16 protein-coding genes and 1 CRISPR repeat array are annotated in these 20,295 nt (G+C 32.8%); of the genes, 13 read left to right on the top strand and 3 right to left on the bottom strand.

Translation table 11 applies throughout. The features are described 5' to 3' along the window. Positions 1-48: 48 nt before the first annotated feature. The 3 genes from BN4220_RS12440 to BN4220_RS12450 all read right to left on the bottom strand — a co-directional run bounded on the left by BN4220_RS12440 (position 49) and on the right by BN4220_RS12450 (position 3,099). Positions 49-957, bottom strand: coding sequence for a PepSY domain-containing protein (locus BN4220_RS12440; RefSeq protein ID WP_066716705.1), 909 nt, complete (start codon positions 955-957; stop codon positions 49-51). Positions 958-1,072: 115 nt separating this feature from the next. Then, on the bottom strand, positions 1,073-2,428 hold the full coding sequence (locus BN4220_RS12445; protein ID WP_066716707.1) for a sensor histidine kinase: 1,356 nt from the start codon (positions 2,426-2,428) through the stop codon (positions 1,073-1,075). Next, the gene (locus BN4220_RS12450; protein ID WP_066716710.1) at positions 2,425-3,099 is read right to left on the bottom strand and encodes a response regulator transcription factor; all 675 of its coding nucleotides are present in this window, start codon (positions 3,097-3,099) and stop codon (positions 2,425-2,427) included. The genes BN4220_RS12445 and BN4220_RS12450 overlap by 4 nt, the downstream gene beginning before the upstream one ends. A 361-nt stretch (positions 3,100-3,460) precedes the next feature. Between BN4220_RS12450 and BN4220_RS12455 the strand changes: the two genes are divergently transcribed. The 13 genes from BN4220_RS12455 (at position 3,461) to BN4220_RS12515 (ending at position 20,286) form a co-directional block, all read left to right on the top strand. Next, positions 3,461-5,668: a CRISPR-associated helicase/endonuclease Cas3 gene (locus tag BN4220_RS12455; RefSeq protein WP_066716720.1), complete on the top strand. Its 2,208-nt coding sequence runs from the start codon at positions 3,461-3,463 to the stop codon at positions 5,666-5,668. 37 nt (positions 5,669-5,705) lie between these two features. Beyond that, positions 5,706-6,368, top strand: a complete 663-nt coding sequence (gene cas5c, locus BN4220_RS12460; protein WP_066716723.1) for a type I-C CRISPR-associated protein Cas5c — start codon at positions 5,706-5,708, stop codon at positions 6,366-6,368. Between the two features lie 5 nt (positions 6,369-6,373). Then, complete coding sequence (gene cas8c, locus BN4220_RS12465) at positions 6,374-8,155, top strand: type I-C CRISPR-associated protein Cas8c/Csd1 (RefSeq protein ID WP_066716725.1); 1,782 nt, start codon at positions 6,374-6,376, stop codon at positions 8,153-8,155. Between the two features lies 1 nt (position 8,156). Continuing rightward, positions 8,157-9,038 carry a type I-C CRISPR-associated protein Cas7/Csd2 gene (gene cas7c / locus BN4220_RS12470; protein ID WP_066716729.1) on the top strand — a complete coding sequence of 294 codons (882 nt, stop codon included), beginning with the start codon at positions 8,157-8,159 and terminating at the stop codon, positions 9,036-9,038. Then, complete coding sequence (cas4, locus tag BN4220_RS12475; protein ID WP_066716732.1) at positions 9,035-9,703, top strand: CRISPR-associated protein Cas4; 669 nt, start codon at positions 9,035-9,037, stop codon at positions 9,701-9,703. The genes cas7c and cas4 overlap by 4 nt, the downstream gene beginning before the upstream one ends. Then, entirely contained in the window at positions 9,700-10,731 is a 1,032-nt protein-coding gene (cas1c, locus tag BN4220_RS12480; RefSeq protein WP_066716735.1) for a type I-C CRISPR-associated endonuclease Cas1c, read from the top strand. The genes cas4 and cas1c overlap by 4 nt, the downstream gene beginning before the upstream one ends. Positions 10,732-10,737: 6 nt before the next feature. After that, on the top strand, positions 10,738-11,028 hold the full coding sequence (gene cas2, locus BN4220_RS12485) for a CRISPR-associated endonuclease Cas2 (protein ID WP_066716737.1): 291 nt from the start codon (positions 10,738-10,740) through the stop codon (positions 11,026-11,028). A gap of 169 nt (positions 11,029-11,197) precedes the next feature. After that, positions 11,198-13,425: direct repeats of the CRISPR family, unit length 32 nt; unit sequence GTCGCTCCTTACGCAGGAGCGTGGATTGAAAT. A 209-nt stretch (positions 13,426-13,634) separates the two neighbouring features. Next, complete coding sequence (locus BN4220_RS12490) at positions 13,635-14,579, top strand: YusW family protein (RefSeq protein WP_066716739.1); 945 nt, start codon at positions 13,635-13,637, stop codon at positions 14,577-14,579. 239 nt (positions 14,580-14,818) lie between these two features. Next, positions 14,819-16,381, top strand: coding sequence for a DUF4097 family beta strand repeat-containing protein (locus BN4220_RS12495; protein ID WP_066716742.1), 1,563 nt, complete (start codon positions 14,819-14,821; stop codon positions 16,379-16,381). A gap of 289 nt (positions 16,382-16,670) precedes the next feature. Beyond that, positions 16,671-17,927, top strand: coding sequence for a mechanosensitive ion channel family protein (locus BN4220_RS12500; RefSeq protein WP_197467930.1), 1,257 nt, complete (start codon positions 16,671-16,673; stop codon positions 17,925-17,927). Between the two features lie 120 nt (positions 17,928-18,047). Beyond that, the gene (locus tag BN4220_RS12505) at positions 18,048-18,656 is read left to right on the top strand and encodes a hypothetical protein (protein WP_148401739.1); all 609 of its coding nucleotides are present in this window, start codon (positions 18,048-18,050) and stop codon (positions 18,654-18,656) included. Positions 18,657-19,268: 612 nt separating this feature from the next. Next, positions 19,269-19,697: a MarR family winged helix-turn-helix transcriptional regulator gene (locus BN4220_RS12510; protein ID WP_197467931.1), complete on the top strand. Its 429-nt coding sequence runs from the start codon at positions 19,269-19,271 to the stop codon at positions 19,695-19,697. A 22-nt stretch (positions 19,698-19,719) separates the two neighbouring features. After that, entirely contained in the window at positions 19,720-20,286 is a 567-nt protein-coding gene (locus tag BN4220_RS12515) for a CDP-alcohol phosphatidyltransferase family protein (protein ID WP_066716749.1), read from the top strand. The last annotated feature ends 9 nt before the right edge of the window (positions 20,287-20,295 follow it).

A 20,295-nucleotide genomic window follows, 5' to 3' on the forward strand; every position in this document is an offset into this window, starting at 1 on the left:
ACAGCATTTTGGGATTTGTATTTGCTAAATTATTTAGAATATAATCTTCTAATTATTCTTAAGGTTCTCTACATCCTTACTAATAATATTCCCAGTGCTTGCATTAATTTCATAATCATATTCTTTATCTGCAGTATAAAATTCTATTTCATATTCTTTAACACCATCATCTGTATCTAGCTTAATTCTAAGGGATGTAGCATCAGCTTCGTTAATACCTGCATCTTTAAGAGCAATTGCCATAGCCTCATCCTCAGTGATTAATTCATTAGAATTATCAGCAGTGTTATTGGAATTGTTATTAAAATCATTTTCAATATCGTTATCAAAGCTGATAACTTCACCAGAAATAGCGTTTATATCGTAATCATATTCTGTATTACCAGAGTAGAATTCTATTTCATATTCTTTCATACCATCATCTGTATCTAGTTTAATTCTAAAATTAGTAATGTCTGACTCTTTAAGACCTGCATGCTCTAAAGCGATTTTCTTAGCCTCATCCTCAGTGATTACGTTACTAGCATCCCCTGAAGTGTTATTGCTATTTGAAGTATCATTAGAATTGCTATTAAAATCATTTTCAACATCGTTATCAAAACTAATAATTTCGCCAGAAATAGCGTTTATATCGTAATCATACTCAGTATTTCCTGAAAGAAACTCCACTTCATATTCCTTAATGCCATCATCGGTATCTAGTTTAATTCTAAAATTAGTGATGTCTGATTCCTGTATACCTGAATGTTCTAGCGCAATTTTCTTAGCTTCATCTTCAGTGATAAGATTGTTAGAATCAGTTGTAGTTCCATTATTATTTGTGTTATCTGTAACTGTATTTTTTACAGTTTGATTGTTATTAGAAGTAGCTACATTATCGTTTAAACCATTGCATCCTACAAGAGCTGCAGATACGGTTGCAAATGTTAGTGCTGTCATTAATAATTTGTTTTTCATTTTTAAATTCCTCCTTTTTGATTATGAATCTATCATAACTGCCTTAAATTAAAATAAAATTAAAACGAAAAAAAATTTTAAAATCATGATTAACATCAAGCATAAGATAAACTTCTTATTTAAAGAATTTAAATGTAAATGTCGAACCTTCATTTAAAACACTGTCTACTTCGATGGTACCACCATGAGCATTCACAATCCATTTGACCATAGAAAGGCCTAGTCCGATGCCACCTTCTTTATTTGAAGTACGTGATGGGTCAACTTGATAAAAACGATCCCATATTTTCGAAATTTTATCTTTGGGAATACCAATGCCATCGTCTTTGACATATCCGATGATGGTCGAGCCTTTTAAGGACAAGCCTACCCAAATGTTCCCTCCGTGTTTTCCATAAGTTATGGCGTTTGAAATGAGATTAATAAATAATCGCATTATCATTGTTTCATCAGAAGTATACATAATATCAGGTTCTATCTCTGTTTTTATAGAAATCTCTTTTCCTTTTGCCAAGTCTTTTTGGTCCTCAACAACAACCTCTAAAATATCACTTAAGTTTACCTCTTCAAAGTGTAATGCTTGTGTTCCCTTATCCGTTCTTGCCAGCGTGAGTAATTGCGATATAAGTCCAGCCATCTTTTTAGATTGTCCAAGTATTATAGATAAGCTTTCCTTAGCTTCATCTAGTGAAGTTGCGTTTTCTAGTGCATATTCACACTGTGAAATAATAACGGATGTCGGTGTGCGTAATTCATGGGATACATCGGAAGTGAATTGCTTTTCACTTTCAAAAGACGTTTGTAAACGATCTAACATACCATCAAAGGTGTGCGCAAGTTGATGAATTTCATCTGTCCCATTTCCTAATTGAATGCGTTTAGATAAATCATTTCCATCACTGATTTTTTTTGCAGTATCATTAATTTGCATTACAGGGCGAAATGCTTTTTTTGTAATGAAATAACCGCCAACAGCGATGAATAACACAAGAAATGGAAATACAATCACAGATAAATGAATCATAGTATTCATTGCGGATCCGGCGGAAGATATAGAAGTAATACCACGAACCCAAACATTACCATAACCATTTACTTCAACTAAAATATCGTATACATACCATTCCATACCCATATCATTTACTGTCTGTATATGCTCTGATGTAAAATCAACATTGTTAAGAAAGTCACGGGGAACCCGTCCATAGATAAGAGATTGATTCATATCATATACTGACAGATAAACTTCATCTTCAAAGAAATCTATATCAAAAACTAATTTATTGTTTTTTTCATCATATCTAATATCCTCTAAACTATCTAAAACCACTTCTGTTAGATTTCTCTGGGATAGTGATGAGATTTGATTATTACTCATTTTAAATAAAAGCGAGATTACAAGAATCGCTAATATCGTCATAAAAATGGTGTACCATAAGGTTACCTTAAATTTAATTGATAATCGCTTCATTCATTCACCCTCAATACATATCCAGTACCACGTAAGGTATGAATTAATTTTGGAGAATAATTATCGTCAATTTTCTTGCGAAGATATCTTATATAAACATCAACAACGTTAGAACCACCTTCATAATCGTAATTCCAAATATGTTGTTCTATTTTATCTCTAGAGAGAACAATTCCGCTATTTCGAATCATGTACTCTAAAATAGAGAATTCCTTACTGGATAAAGATATCTCAACATCATCGCGAAATACCGTTCTGGTATCGCAATCTACTGTTAAATTGGCAAGGGTATAGCAATTACTTGTATTATTTGAAGCACGTCGTAACATTGCACGAAGCCTTGCTAAGAGCTCTTCAAATGAGAATGGTTTCACTAAATAATCATCAGCGCCAGCATCAAGTCCTACCACTCGGTCCTCGATACTATCTTTTGCGGTTAACAGAAGAACAGGAGTATTATTCTTTGCTAATCGCATTTTTTTAAGTACTTGAATACCATCTACCAAAGGCATCATGATATCTAAAATAATTGCATCATATTCTGCTAACTCGATATACTCTAGTGCTTGTTTACCATCAAAACAAGCATCCACGCTGTAGTGTACTGCTTCTAATTTTTTTGTAATTACATTATTTAAATCTTTTTCATCTTCAACTACTAATATTCGCAATTTTAACACCTCCTTATATAGAATTATAATTGCCAATGATTAAAATAAAATGAAAGTTTTTTATTAAATATGTAATTTATTTTTATTATAATCTGTAGAATTTGTTTCTGGCAAGGTTAATTTTGGAATCATATTGATTATTAACAGGTGGAAAATGGAAAATGAAATGAAATATTTAGTTTCCAGATTAAAAAAATAATAGTTTTAAATATAGAAAATAATTGTGTTTATTGTAATTAAGTTCCAAAACAATGTAAAATATTGTTGAATAAATAGAATGTTTGAACTATTATAGAATATAAACAACCAATTTAAACTTAAGTAATTTTTTAAGAAAAAATATAAAATAAAGGAGTTTTTAATGAACTATCTAGCTCATGTAAGAGAAGATGGTACGGAACAAGATTTAATAGTACATCTTAAAAATACTGCAGAAATTGCAAAAAAATTTGCTGAGGATTTTAATAATAGTGACTATGCGTATTTATGTGGTTTATTCCATGATATAGGTAAGTATTCAGAAGCATTTCAAAAAAGGATTCGTAATGATGGTAAGCGTTGTGACCATTCTACTGCTGGAGCCAGAGTTGTTAAAGATTTATCTCGTTTTGGTAAGATATTGTCTTTTTGTATTACTGGACATCATGGGGGACTTCTAAATCATGGCACTTATTCTGATATAGATAGAGAAAGAACACTTTGTTCAAGGTTATCTAAGGATTATAAAATTCCGAATTTTGATGCATTCATGAAAGAAATTGAAATAGAGGATTTAAGATATGACACACCGCCCAACTTAAAGATTTATGATTCCAATGATTTTGGTATGACCTTTTATATGTTTATAAAGATGCTACATTCTTGTTTGACAGATGCTGATTATTTAGATACCGAAGCATTTATGTACAATGGGAACATCAATAGAACTGTCAATTATGATTTTGAAGAAATGCTTGATAAATTGAATTTATGCTTAAAACATCTTCAAAAAAATGATGGTATTATAAATGTAAAACGACAGGAGATTTTACAGGATTGTATAGAAAAAGCTTATTTACCACGAGGTTTATATACTCTTACGGTACCAACTGGGGGAGGAAAAACACTTTCTTCCATGGCTTTTTCGTTAAATCATCTGATTAAAAATCAAATGAATCGTATTATTTATGTGATCCCCTATACTAATATTATTGAACAAACAGCAAAAGTTTTTTCTGATATTTTTGGGCCTGATGTTATATTAGAACATCATTCTAATTATGATTTTAATTCAGAAGATGATGATTTTTATAATGTTAAGAAATTAGCATCGCAAAATTGGGATATGCCAATTGTTATAACAACGAACGTTCAATTTTTTGAGTCCATTTATTCAAATAAAACAACTCGATCAAGAAAATTACATAATATTACGAACAGTTTAATTATATTTGATGAGGCACAAATGCTACCGTTGGAATATATAAAAGCATGTACGAAAGCAATTTCAGAATTGGTTATTAATTATAACTGTACTGCTGTATTATGTACTGCTACACAGCCTTCTCTTACAAATATGTTTCCAAGAGAGATACGACCGATTGAAATATGTAAGAATACGAAAGAATTATATGAATTATTTAAACGTACAACTATAATTAATAGAGGATTACTTACAACAAAAGAGTTAGCAAATGAAATGAATGAATTATATCAATGTCTAACTATTGTTAATACAAGAAGACATGCAAAGAGCTTATTTTCAATGTTAAAAGGTGAGGGTGTATTTCACTTATCTACACTAATGTGTCCAGAGCATCGAAAGCAAGTAATTGATGAGATTAGAATGAGATTGAGAGAAAATAAACCGTGTAAGGTAGTTTCAACGAGACTAATTGAAGCTGGTGTTGATGTAGATTTTCCGAGGGTTTACAGGGCTTTTGCGGGGCTTGATTCTATTATCCAGTCAGCAGGAAGAGGAAATAGAGAAGGAAAGTTAAGAGATAAAAATGGTAATTTGACTCAAGGTGAAATACATATTTTTGAAGCAGATGATGAATATACAAAAAATCAGCCTTTAAATTTTAAAGCTCCAATAGAGATAACGAAAAAGATTATACGCGATTACAAAGATATTACTTCACCAGAAGCAATTGAATCGTATTTTGATAAACTATATTTTTATAATGGGGAAGAATCTTTGGATAATAAAGATATAATAAAGCGTATAAATGAAGCATGTCCTAAAAAGGTTAAAAGTTTTGATGAAGCATTTACTTATCCATTTGAGGATATTGCTAGAGACTTCAAATTAATGGAAGAGAATACAGTTTCTGTTATTATTCCATTTGATTGCCTTGCGGTTAGGAAGATTAATGAATTAAGATATGTTGACTTTATCGGTGAGATATTAAAATCATTACAGGGTTATACGGTTAATATTTATGAACGTGAATATAACAATTTGTATGGGGCAGGTAAGATAGAATTAGTGCAAAAAGATATTGCAGTACTTAGGAGTATGGAAGATTATAGCGAAGAGATGGGGATAAACATAGAAATCAAATCTGGAGTTGGATTGTTTTATTAAATGAACTTACTTTAAATCATTGAAAGGAGGTGATAACATGGGTTATGGATTTAAGGTGGAATTGTTTGGTGATTATGCACTGTTTAGCAGGCCAGAATTTAAGGTGGAACGTGTAAGTTATGATATTATAACTCCTTCTGCTGCAAGAGGGATATTAGAGGCAATTTATTGGAAACCAGCGATTCATTATGTTATAGATAAAATACATGTAATCAATGAACCAAAGTTTAAAAATATAAGAAGAAATGAAGTAAGTGCTAAAATCTTGGCTTCGGATATGAAAAAATTAATGAGTGGTATAGAAGTTTCTAGAGCTTATATTAACACAAAAGATACAATACAGCAGCGAGCATCTATGATTTTAACGAATGTGCGTTACGTTATTGAAGCTCATTTTGAAATGACAAAGAAAGCAGGGGAAGAAGATACGCCAGAAAAACATTATAACATATTGCTTCGTCGTTTGAGAAAAGGACAGATGTTTTATCAACCTTATTTCGGATGTAGAGAATTTCCAGCGAATTTTAGAATCATAGAAGATGATGAAATACCGAAAAGTAATATTGTTGGTGAAAGAGATCTAGGTTTTATGCTTTACGACATGAATTTTAGTGAGTCTGAAAATATTACACCAATGTTTTTTCGTGCATATTGGAAAAACGGAGTAGTAGATTTAACAGATGTAGATATTGTGAGGTGAGGTGGATGTTACTACAGTCATTGGTAAAATACTATGAAATTTTATCGGAGGATGAGGACTATAACATTCCACAGCAAGGATTTGGTAATGTGAAAGTCTCATTTGCTCTTAATATTTCAAAAGAAGGGGAATTGTTAAATATGGTACCCCTTAAAGTGCCGAGTAAGACTACTAAAAAATTGGTAGCACAAAACATGATTGTTCCGGAGCCAGTTACAAGATCAAGTGGAGTGTCGCCTAATTTTTTGTGTGATAACTCAAGTTATGTATTTGGGTTTGACAACAAAGGGAAGCCAAAACGTTCCATAGAATGTTTTGAAGCGTTTAAAAAGTTACATATGGATATCTTGGGAAATGTAGATTGCATTGAAGCAAGAGCAGTTATCAATTTTTTAAATAATTGGGATGTAAGATATTCTGTAGATAATGGAATCGTAAGAGAATATTTAGATGACATATATGGTGGTGCTAATTTTGTTTTTATAGTAGATAATATGAGCCACTATGTACATCAAAATGAAGAGATTAAAAGAGCTTGGATGAAATATAAAAATTCTACAGAATCGGTTATAAAAAACTGTCTTGTCACTGGAAAAAAGTCAGCTATTGCAAGGCTTCACCCAATTATTAAAGGGATTAATGGAGGGCAAGCAATGGGAAACTCTCTAGTGTCCTTCAATGCAAAAGCGTATGAATCTTATGGGAATGAAGATAGTCAAGGATTCAATTCACCAGTGTCGGAATATGCTGCTTTTGCTTATGGAACGGTACTTAATCATTTATTAGAGGATAAGGCTCATCGTTTAACGATTGGTGATTCAACTGTTGTATACTGGGCAGAATCTCCGAAGTCCATTTTTCAGGATATGATGTCTTTTATGCTGGAACCACATAGTAAAGAAAAGATAGATTCAGATGATGAAGAATACATAGTAGATTTAAGTGCAGCGAAAGAAGTAAGAGGTATTTTAGAAAGAATTTCAGAAGGTAAGAAAATTGATATTGATTCTCTTTGTATTGATAAGAATGTTCAATTTTATATTCTTGGATTATCACCAAATGCTGCAAGAATTTCTGTAAGATTTTTTATACAAAATTCATTTGGAAAAGTAACAGAAAATATAATTAAGCATTATGAGAATTTGGCAATAGAAAAGCAATACGAAAGTGATAAGAATTGGCTATCTATATGGGGGATTCTAAATGAAACAGTATCGCCTAACTCAAGAGATAAATCAGCCTCGCCATTACTATCAGGATCTGTTATGCGTGCCATATTAGAAGGTAGCTCTTATCCAACTGAACTTTTTCATGCGGTGATGATTCGCATACGGGCGGAAGGAAATATTAACTATAATAAAGCTGGGATTATTAAGGCTTATCTAACACGCTGTAAGAATTATAATAAATATAAGGAGGTATTGACTTTGTCACTAAATAACGAAAGTACAAATAAAGCATATGTATTGGGAAGATTATTTGCTATTTTGGAAAAAGTTCAGCAGGATGCGAATCCAGGAATAAATACAACAATAAAAGATAGATATTTTACATCAGCTTGTGCAACACCAGCAAATGTTTTTCCTATTCTATTAAAGTTATCGAATCATCATATTTCAAAAGCCGAGTATGGAAAGAATAGTGAAAATCGTATAAGGGGAGTAATGGACTTATTATCAGTAAATGAGAATCCATTTCCAAAACAATTACCATTGGAAGAACAGGGGATTTTCGTATTAGGATATTATCATCAAAAAAATGCATTTTATAAGAAGGAGGAGGCTTAAAATGAGTAATGTAATTAAAAATAGATATGAATTTACTGTGTTATTTGATGTTGAAAATGGAAATCCAAATGGGGATCCTGATGCTGGAAATATGCCAAGAGTTGATCCTGAAACTGGATATGGGATTGTGACGGATGTTTGCTTGAAACGAAAAATTCGTAATTATGTAGAAACAGTGAAAGAGGACAGCGAAGGATATCGTATTTATATAAAAGAAGGAGTACCTTTAAATCAAAGTGATAAAGAAGCTTATACATATCTTGGAATTGATGAAAAAGAAGCAAATAAGAGTAAGGGTGAAATCGATGAAAAGATAGCAGATTTTATGTGCCAAAATTTTTATGATATAAGAACCTTTGGGGCTGTAATGACTACTTTTGTAAAAGCAAAGTTAAACTGTGGACAAGTTAGGGGACCTGTTCAACTTGGCTTTGCTAAAAGTATAGATCCTATTATACCACAGGAAGTTACAATAACTAGAGTTGCAATTACAACAGAAGCAGATGCTAAGAAAAAAGAAACAGAAATGGGGCGTAAGCACATTATTCCATATGCTCTTTATCGTGCCGATGGATATGTATCTGCGAATTTAGCAAGAAAAACGACAAAATTTAATGAAGAAGATTTAGAATTATTATGGGATGCAATAATAAATATGTTTGAAATAGATCATTCAGCAGCGAGAGGTAAAATGTCAGTTAGAAGTTTAATTGTATTTAAGCATAATAGTGAACTTGGATGTTGTCCAGCACATAAATTGTTTGAATCTATTTCAGTAGCTAAAAATGATGAAGTTGCAACACCTAGAAAATACAGTGATTACAATGTAATTATAAATGAGAATAACATTCCAGACGGTGTTGAGTTAATACAAATGCTATGATGTATGAAGAGGATGATTATTTAAATTTATCTGGTATACAACATTTTGAATTCTGTAGAAGGCAATGGGCACTAATACATATTGAACAACAATGGGCAGAGAATCTTCGAACGGTAGAAGGAGACTTATTTCACAACCGAGCGCATAATGGAAATATTACAGAAAAACGTGGAGATATTATTATTTCAAGGGGTATGGCAGTATATTCAAGAAGTTTAGGTATCAACGGAGTCTGTGATGTGGTTGAATTTCATAAAGATGAAAATGGTATCAAACTTCATGGAAAAAGAGGGTTGTATAAAGTGTATCCAGTTGAATACAAAAAGGGTGAGCCTAAGGAAAACGATGTGGATATTCTTCAACTTGTAGCGCAGGTAATTTGTCTTGAAGAAATGCTTTGTTGCGAAATTAATATGGGATATCTATATTATGGAGAAACAAGACATAGGATTGAAGTGAAGATAGATAATACATTGCGAGAAAAGGTGGTAAAGACTTTTAAAGAGATGCATGAAATATATGAGAGACGCTATACGCCTAAGGTTAAATTAACGAAATCATGTAATGCTTGTTCTTTAAAGGATATATGTATACCTAAGTTATGTAAAAATAAATCTGCTAAGAAATATATTGAATCAAAAATTTCAGAGGAGATTGTTGGATGAAAAAATTATTAAATACATTATATGTAACCTCTCCTGATAGGTATCTTGCATTAGATGGTGAGAATGTTGTTATTATATGTGAGAATCAAGAGATTGGAAGACTGCCACTACATAATTTAGAAGGCATTGTGACATTTGGATATACAGGAGCTAGTCCAGCACTCATGGGAGCTTGCGCAAGGAATAACATTATGTTATGTTTTATGACAAGTAATGGGCGTTTTCTTGCAAGAGTTACTGGAGAAGTAAGAGGTAATGTTACTCTTAGAAAAACACAGTATCGTTTTTCTGATAATGAAATCGATAGTGCAAAGATTGCAAAAAACTTTATCATTGGTAAGATTTATAATTCTAGATGGATTATTGAGCGCGCCACAAGAGATCATGCTTTAAGGCTTGATGTTGAAAAGTTAAAGAAGGCATCTGCTTATTTGAAGAATTCTATGAGTTATATATCAACTTGTGATAGTTTGGATGCTATTAGAGGGTATGAGGGTGAAGCTGCAAGTGTTTATTTTTCAGTATTTGATGATTTAATTTTGCAACAAAAAGAAAAATTCTATTTTAAAAATAGGAATAAACGTCCACCGTTAGATAATGTAAATGCTTTATTATCTTTTTGTTATACCATGCTTGCTAATATGACTGCTTCAGCTTTAGAAGTAGTTGGTCTTGATCCCTATGTAGGTTTTTTACATAGGGATAGACCGGGAAGAATTTCGTTGGCACTAGATTTAATGGAAGAGTTAAGATCAGTATTTGCAGACCGTTTTGTTTTATCTTTAATAAATAAGAGAATTGTAAATGAAAAAGGTTTTGTAAAAAAGGAAAACGGAGCTGTTATAATGACGGATGATTGTAAGAAAACTGTATTAACAGCTTGGCAAACAAAAAAACAAGAAAAGATACTGCATCCTTTTTTAGAAGAAAAAGTTGAATGGGGACTTGTACCTTATGTTCAGGCTATGTTATTAAGTCGTTTCTTAAGAGGTGATATTGACGAGTACCCACCGTTTATGTGGAAGTAGGTGTTTATGTTAGTTCTTATTACATATGATGTAAATACAGAAACAGCAGCTGGTAGAAAACGTTTGAGAATGGTGGCAAAGCAATGTAAAAATTATGGTCAAAGAGTACAGAATTCGGTATTTGAATGTATTATGGATGCTGCCAAATGTCGTCAGGTTAAGGCTATACTTGAAGGAATTATAGATAAAGAAAAGGATAGCTTACGATTTTACTATTTAGGTGAAAATTATAAAAGAAAAGTTGAACATATTGGTGCTAAAGAAACATTTGATATTGAAGGTACATTATTATTTTAGTGCGAACCAGAAGTGATCATAAATTCCTTGGAGATTCGCACCAATTTCTATACTGCTTTGCGTGTTATTTAAATGGTTATTATATTTTATTTTAATATTATTTTTAGATTTTTATGCAAAAAATATATAAATGATATAGAATTCTAGATATTTTTTGTTGTTATTTGCTGTCGCTCCTTACGCAGGAGCGTGGATTGAAATAAGAGTATTTAAAAGATGAGGATTGGGACGGACTAGTCGCTCCTTACGCAGGAGCGTGGATTGAAATTTTTCTGTTACTGAAATGTCAGCATGTCCTAACAAGTCGCTCCTTACGCAGGAGCGTGGATTGAAATTAAGGTATTGAATTGTAAAATGGAGGACTTAATTGTCGCTCCTTACGCAGGAGCGTGGATTGAAATTAAGCAAGTTTTACAAGACAGGAATCGGACAGGACGTCGCTCCTTACGCAGGAGCGTGGATTGAAATTAAGTAATGATGAAGAACTATGGTTAGAAGCATGTGAGTCGCTCCTTACGCAGGAGCGTGGATTGAAATCCACAATCGTTGATGGATGAATGGGATAGAGTGCGTCGCTCCTTACGCAGGAGCGTGGATTGAAATTAGCATGTACTGGAAAATGGATAAACATAAAAATGTCGCTCCTTACGCAGGAGCGTGGATTGAAATAAAAAGAAATGATTTTGACTATTGTGGTGAGTTAGTCGCTCCTTACGCAGGAGCGTGGATTGAAATATGCACAATATAATAAAATCATGAGTGAGTCAGGTCGCTCCTTACGCAGGAGCGTGGATTGAAATTTAATGAGAGTGTCTAATTCTGACTTTGTCATAGTCGCTCCTTACGCAGGAGCGTGGATTGAAATTTTCGAATTGCCTTCATAGAATTTTTCACTTATTCTGTCGCTCCTTACGCAGGAGCGTGGATTGAAATAACGCATCGTTGTGTATTTTGTTTATCAAATATGTCGCTCCTTACGCAGGAGCGTGGATTGAAATTTTAGAGAGTATGTAATGATAGGAGCACCGGATGGGTCGCTCCTTACGCAGGAGCGTGGATTGAAATTTGAAGAGTGCGCAGAAGAGATAGAAAACTGTTATGGTCGCTCCTTACGCAGGAGCGTGGATTGAAATATTTGTGCGTGTAGGCATATCACATTGACTATTATGTCGCTCCTTACGCAGGAGCGTGGATTGAAATCATCATCCCAAGCCCCGTCTATAGGGGAGGGCACGTCGCTCCTTACGCAGGAGCGTGGATTGAAATCACGAAGATCCAAAAGCCATAGACACTCCATTGATGGTCGCTCCTTACGCAGGAGCGTGGATTGAAATTTTACTTTTGCAACTGGATTTTTACCAATATACTGTCGCTCCTTACGCAGGAGCGTGGATTGAAATAAGTTTATGATGCTTTATACAAGAAAGAGGATGGAGGTCGCTCCTTACGCAGGAGCGTGGATTGAAATTTAATTCATATAAGCTTGCTGCCATAAATGCAGCGTCGCTCCTTACGCAGGAGCGTGGATTGAAATATTATACCTTTTCATAAATTCGTCATGCTCTTCATTGTCGCTCCTTACGCAGGAGCGTGGATTGAAATAGACAGCTTATAAAATTCTAAAACAACTAGTACAACGTCGCTCCTTACGCAGGAGCGTGGATTGAAATAAGACCCTTACACGTATTTGTAAGGGTAAGGGCTAGTCGCTCCTTACGCAGGAGCGTGGATTGAAATATTGTTTATTATGCTGAAAAACAGAAACGTGCAGGTCGCTCCTTACGCAGGAGCGTGGATTGAAATTGATGGTTATGGTCGTGCATGGTGTGTGACTATAGTCGCTCCTTACGCAGGAGCGTGGATTGAAATTGGAAAAACTTTAAGTGCTGTTAATTATGTATAGTCGCTCCTTACGCAGGAGCGTGGATTGAAATGTATTTTTTTATATCTTTGTTATACTTGTATTGTCGCTCCTTACGCAGGAGCGTGGATTGAAATTAGCTGGGTCATAAGCAATAGCAAATTTTCTTTTGTCGCTCCTTACGCAGGAGCGTGGATTGAAATTACAACGATAAACCATAAACTTATTTGCAGTTGTTGTCGCTCCTTACGCAGGAGCGTGGATTGAAATCCTTGTTTTATATAACTTTGCATCAAACCATAGCTAGTCGCTCCTTACGCAGGAGCGTGGATTGAAATTATCTGTTTGCGCTGCATTTGGTACATAGTCTTTGTCGCTCCTTACGCAGGAGCATGGATTGAAATAGGTATGGATGCAGATTACGTGATACCAGAACTTCGTCGTTCCTTACGCAGGAGCGTGGATTGAAATACAAAACTGAACGGATTTAGGGCACTCAGACAAGTCGCTCCTTACGCATGCGCGTGGATTGAAATTTTGATAAAGAAGTATAGAGAATTATCGAATACAAGTTGCTCCTAGCTTAGGAGATACATTTTATTATATTTATAAATAACTCTATTGAACAAAAAAAGGGAATCTCAATATTGCATATGCAACGATAGCACACTAAGTTGACTTACGCAACTATTCAATATATAATACGGACATACAGATATTAGTAACATCACAAAGGAGAATAACTATGAGATTAAATAAATTAAAAGGTGCAGTACTGGCATCAGTCCTTGTATTATCAATCGGAGTTGTGGCAGTAAAAGCTGCTCCATCCTCAGAAAAACAAAAAGAAACAAGCACTGTAAAATCAACTGAAAACGTAGGTGTAACAGCGACAACGCCTGCAAAAGCAATTACCGTATCAACTTCAGTAGAAAATGTTAAACCTACTACGGGAATAGAAGAAACTACATCAAAAGTAACACCAATTGTGGTATCCTCTACAAAGTATAAAGTGGTTACTTTAATAACCAAGGCTGACATAAAGGAATTAACAGGAATTGAGCTAACATATAAGAACACTTCATCCGTTTACAAACAATTAAAAAAATCTACAATTTGGGAAGCAGCTGGGTATAGTGCTAATGATGCAAAATTAATTGCAGCTCGTTTTAATAATAACTACAACCAAGCAGTTGGCATATTAAAAAAACTAGCAAAGAATAGCAAATTAAACCTTAAAGTTGTAGTGCTTAATAAACCTACATATCAAAATGCTTACATTGGTGTATCCGGATACAATGGAAATACAGAAACTTCAAAACCAAGCTTAGACCAAGAAGGAAATATGAATGTAGTGGTTACAACAACACCAGAAGTAACACAATCCAATTTAAAAGAATTAGAGATAAACATTGATTATAAAAACGGAAGTGTTGAACTTGAATATAGCGTTAAATTAGATGGTAGTATAAAGGCTGAGTATCAAAATGATTTTACAAAAGAAGAGATACAAGGAAAAGCTGCAAAGGAAAAAATTGAAGGAATACTTGAAGGCTTAGATATAAAAGAAAATAATCAAACAACGATTATTAACCATATTTTAACGAAATTAAACTTAGATAAGGGATATAAAGAATTTCAGTTTAAAGCAACTTATTCCGATGGAAAAGAAATCGAATTTAAGATGTAAGAGTTATATATAAAATAAAGAATATAAGAAAGAAGCTGTTATGGGATGGTATTTTATATGAAATAGTATAAAATGCTGCTAGTAACGGCTTTTTTTAGTCGAAACGAGTATAAAGATGTAGATAATTGGTAGAAAAAATATCGAAGATAGGTTACAATGAAATAGATGCAAAGGGATCGTACAAGAGAGATAAAAAATATTTATTAAAGATGTTGCTAAGATAAGAGAGGAAGAAGATAATGAGCAAAATTGAGGAGTTTTTTCTTGAGATGGAAGCCCTTTTTCTCCCGCTTGATATAGAGGCATTTTATGAGATGAAAGAAGATCTTTTAGAACATATCCGAGTTCAACAAGAAAGCGGAAAAAGTGAGGATGAAATTCTAGAATCCTTGGGAACACCCCATGAAATAGTAGATGAGTTTTACGAGGAACAAAGAATACAAACAGCTTTAAATGCTAAGAAAGACGTAATACCTTTAGAAGACGTAAGACGAATTTATAAAAATGAAAGAGCAAGGATCAGAAAAAAATATTTTAAATTTGTTATAAGGACTTTGAAAAATATTGCAATCACATTAATTTCTATATTAATTGTATATTTTATAGTATATGTAATATATGAAGCTATTGTGGAAAAGCATGCAGCGTTTACACCTATCTTAATCACAAGTCTGTTAATTGGAATTATTGTATCTTTATTAAGAAAGGAGAATATTCTAAACGTAGGGAAGGTCTTTTTTTGGTTTGGAATTATAGGTTTCACTTGGTTAACGGCAACCAATCGTTGGTTTTATCAAGGGATTAAGTATAATAAAACAATTGGTTTACCAACAAATAATGAATTTACTATGAAGATACATACGGATTATCCGATTCGTGTAGTAACTGTACAAGTTACAAAAGGGCAAGAGGCTAGGATGGAAGTGAAGGGATATTTTAAGTCATCTAGTATTCGACACCTAAATGAAGAAATTGAAAATAGACAAGACCAAGATCATACAGTGAATTTAAATTTGGGTACCAATAGCATATTTGATATATTTACAAGAATGGAGAAGGCAGAATTAGTTTTATATCTTCCAGAAGATAAAAAGGTAAAAGATTTTCGTTTAGATATAAAAGATGGTACCATAAAAATAGTTCATCTTGATGCAGATAATTTAGATGTTTTCATTGAAAAAGGTGAATTTCATGTAATAGATATAAATGCGAATAAGATAACTGTTCAAACCAAAAAAGCCGATATAATAGTTAATGAGTATTATTCTGTCTTTGATATTCATAATAGGCTTGGCAAGACGATTATAAAAAGTGGTGAAGGAAATTTAAACTTAGTGTCTGAAAAAGGTTATATTAATGTTGAAAATATCACTTCGAATCAGGCGAACATCAAAAGCATACATGGAAAAATTGATATACAAAATACCGCAATAAAAGAGTTTATTATAAATAATGAAATTGGAAATACTGTGATAGAGAATCAAATTGGAAGTACAATTATTGACTCATTGCAGGGGGAAATCATTGTAAGGGACCTTCAAAATAAACTAAGAATCAATAGCGACAGTAGCCGTATAGTTGTGAATCAAGAGAATGAGATTGAAGGAGTAGTTACAAGTAATTCTGGAATTGTTAAATGGATTCAATCAGCAGATGCACCATTAGATTTTACGGTGGAAAATGAGAAGGGTCAAACAGAGAATGCTTTTGCTGGAATGGATAAGGATAATAAAAAGAAGGTATCAATTCGCTCAAAATCAGCAGATGTTATGATCATATGTAAAAATCAGCATAACAATTAAAATTGAAGATAATTATAAAACATAATATTTGGAGGTCAACATATGAAGTATACCTATGTTGGCCTTTTCTAAATTACCAATCTAGGATAAAATAAAGAGGAAGCGTGAAAGAATTTGCTACCGATTACCACTTGAGGGAAATACTTGATGTGGTATAATGAAAGCGGAGTGTGGTATCTACAAGCTTGCTTGTTGATGCCGATTGGAGTAACAAGACTTGAACCCTTTGATCATGGTATAATGGAAGAGGAGTGAGCCGTCTAAAAGCAGGAATAGTCAGGAGTTTTATATGCTTAAAATAATGATTGAATTTTTCCAAGACTTTGGAATGAAACAACAGACATCCGAAAATTTATCAAGATTTCTATTAGTTATATTTGTAGTACTACTATGTATCTTAGGAAATGTAGTCGCACGTAAAACGGTATTAAATTTTGTAGCTAAAGTTATTAAAAACAATAAAAATCCTAAAAATCAAAAAATTAGTTGGTTAAACCATATGCTTGATAATAAGGTATTTCACCGTTTGGCATATCTTATCTCACCATTAATTGTAAGCTTTTTTGTTGAATATTTTCCAAGTTATAAAGCGTTAGTAAATCGAGGAATTCAAGTTTACGTTGTATTAGTAATGATACTTATTGTAGATGCAGTGTTATCAGCGATAGATGATATTTACGTGAATTATGAAATTTCGAAGACTAAACCGATGAAAGGTATTATTCAAGTTACAAAGATTGTAGTATTTATTATCGGTGGAATAATATCAATGGCAGCGCTAATCGGTGAAAGCCCAGTTATTATTCTTGGTGGAATCAGTGCATTAACAGCTGTATTTATGTTGGTGTTTCAAAACACAATACTTGGTTTTGTTGCTGGAATTCAACTTACATCAAATGACATGATACGAATTGGTGACTGGATTGAAGTACCTAAGTATGATGCCAATGGAACAGTGATTGAATTATCTTTGTTAACTGTTAAAGTACAGAATTTTGATTATACCATAACAAGTATACCAGCCAATATACTAACCTCAGATTCTTTTAAAAATTGGCGTGGAATGCAAGATTGTGGCGGTCGCAGAATTATGCGTGCAATCAATATTGATGTAAATAGTATTCGATTTTGTACCGATGAAATGTTAGAGCATTTTAAAAAGATTGAATATATCAAAGATTATATTACTACAAAACAAGCTGAGATAATAGAATATAACCGCAACAAACAACTGGATATGACAGAGTTGTCCAACGGTAGAAGACTTACGAATATAGGTGTTTTCCGAGTTTATGTAACAAATTATTTAAGAAATCACCCAGGATTACGTAAGGATATGACCTTAATGGTTCGTCAGTTATCACCAACCTCAGAAGGATTGCCGTTAGAAATATATGCATTTTCTAATGGAACGGTTTGGGCAGATTATGAAAATATTCAAAGTGATATTTTTGATCATTTATTTGCTGTAGTGAAAGAATTTGGACTACAAATTTATCAAAGTCCATCTGGACAGGACTTTTCTAAAATAAATATTAAGAATTAAATGAACATTTAAAGTAAATTCATCTATGCAATCTATTTATCTAGTTAGATAAAAGAGCTAATGATTAACATTTATAATTTGCAAACATATGATATATAAAATGGATTAATGGGTGCAAATGTGTTTAATTTTAATCTAGGAAATAGAAATAATAGAACAAGAAATAGTAATAATAATAACAATAGCACTAGGCATATTGAAAATGCATTAATTGAACAAATAACAAGAGAAAATCAATTAGGTCTCGTTACAATATCTTTTGGTGTACCAGGCCGTGGTAATTTGATTATAACAAGAAAAATGATTTTAGTGATTGATAATAATACAATTATAAGAAATCATAGAGGACAAAGAATGTTTTTAAGACATTTAAGAGTTGGCATGAACATAGATGTAGAATGTATTAGAAATATGAATCGTAGTATGCCACCTAGAGCACAAGCAATTAAAATTTCTGTTGTGAATCGATCTACTAACTTTGTTACAAGAGAAGGATGTATCACAGAAATTGATGCAGAAAATAATTTTGTATTTATTGATAATAAAAATAGAGAAAATGATCTTTTAAGATTGGTTATTACAGAAGATACGATTATTACCAATCAACGCGGAAGAAAAATTTGCATGGCAGATTTATCTGTTGGACAGAATGTAAGAGTTGAACATGCAACCTTCCAAACAGCTAGTATACCACCTCAAACAACCGCATTTCGTGTGCAGATATTATAGCTTATCAGAAGTTGCCATTAAACTTCTGATAAAAGGTGCGTATTTTGCACCGTAAATCTGATTATAGGAACAAGATTTAAGTTTCTATAATATAGCTTATCAGAAGTTGCTATTAAACTTCTGATAAAAGGTGCGTATTTTGCACCGTAAATCTGATTATAGGAACAAGATTTAAGTTCCTATAATATAGCTTATCAGAAGTTGCTATTAAACTTCTGATAAAAGGTGCGTATTTTGCACCGTAAATCTGATTATAGGAACAAGAATTTAGTTCCTATGATATAGCTTATCTATAATACAATGAATCAATATAAAAGCTACTTCACTGATATTAGGTTAACCTGATACGAGTGAGGTGGCTTTTTTATGATAGGAAGCTATGGCTGCATAGCCGCTTAAAATGAAATATTTCTATAGCGTCTAAGCACGTCAGTCGTAAATAACGATGAGAATGTGCTATGCACATTCTTTGTTACTATTAGAGTTGAAATACAAGTTACATACTTCCTTCAATACAACATTGAAAAGCCCATGACTTGACCAGACAGAGTATTCATGATAAATTATCTTATAGTAGAAGATATTTATACTAGAAGAGAAGGTGATAGAGGTATGGATTACAGAGAGTTAACTTATGAATTAATGGAAATGATGCGTAAGAAAAAGCGTCCAATAAATGATTTTAGAGAATTTGAAAAAGGAGAAAACGGAATATTACAATCACTTTTAATTAATGAGAAAAGTGGAGGAGAAATGCTTACTCCAGGAGAATTAAGCGCAATTCAAGAAATAAGTACGGGTAGGGTGGCAGCTGCTTTGAAAAGCTTAGAAAATAAAAATTATATCCATCGTCAGATTGATAAAAATGATAGAAGGCGAATTATTGTAACATTAACAGAGAGTGGTAGAAGTTGTGCACAAAAACTTTATGAGGAAACCATAGAAAAAGTTGAAAGAGTGCTTCGAGAAATCGGAGAGAAGGATGCAAGAGAATTTTTCAGGATTTTAAAACGCATACTTGAAATAGATACAGAAATCTAATACGTATAAGGATGGAATCAAAATGAAAAAAATAAATAAAAAAGAACTATGGTCAATCCCCAATCTTATGGGCTACTTTAGAATTTTATTAATCCCAGTTTTTTGTTTTGTTTATTTGAGAGCAGATTCGTTAAAGGACTATTATATTGCAGCAGGTATTTTATTAGTCTCAACGATTACAGATTTTTTAGATGGGCAAATCGCTAGAAGATTTAACATGACAACGGAATTTGGTAAGTTCTTAGATCCAGTGGCGGATAAAATAACCCATGGAGCAATTGCTATTTGTTTAATGTTTCGATATCATTACATGAAATACTTGGTTTTGTTAATGCTTATAAAAGAGGGATTTATGGCTGTCATGGGGATTATCAATCTCAGACATGGAACAAAACTAGATGGGGCAAAATGGTTTGGTAAAGTTTGTACAGCAAGTTTGTTTTTAGTATTGATGGTACTTGTTTTCTTGCCAGAGATTTCAATCAGTGCGGCGAATCTCTTAATAATAGGTGAAATGATAATTATGTTTATTACCTTCCTCTTATATATACCAGAGTTTTATAGAATGAAGCAAACATGGAATGATTAAATCTATAAG

This window comes from Clostridium sp. Marseille-P299 (genome assembly GCF_900078195.1).
GTDB lineage: Bacteria > Bacillota > Clostridia > Lachnospirales > Lachnospiraceae > Lachnoclostridium.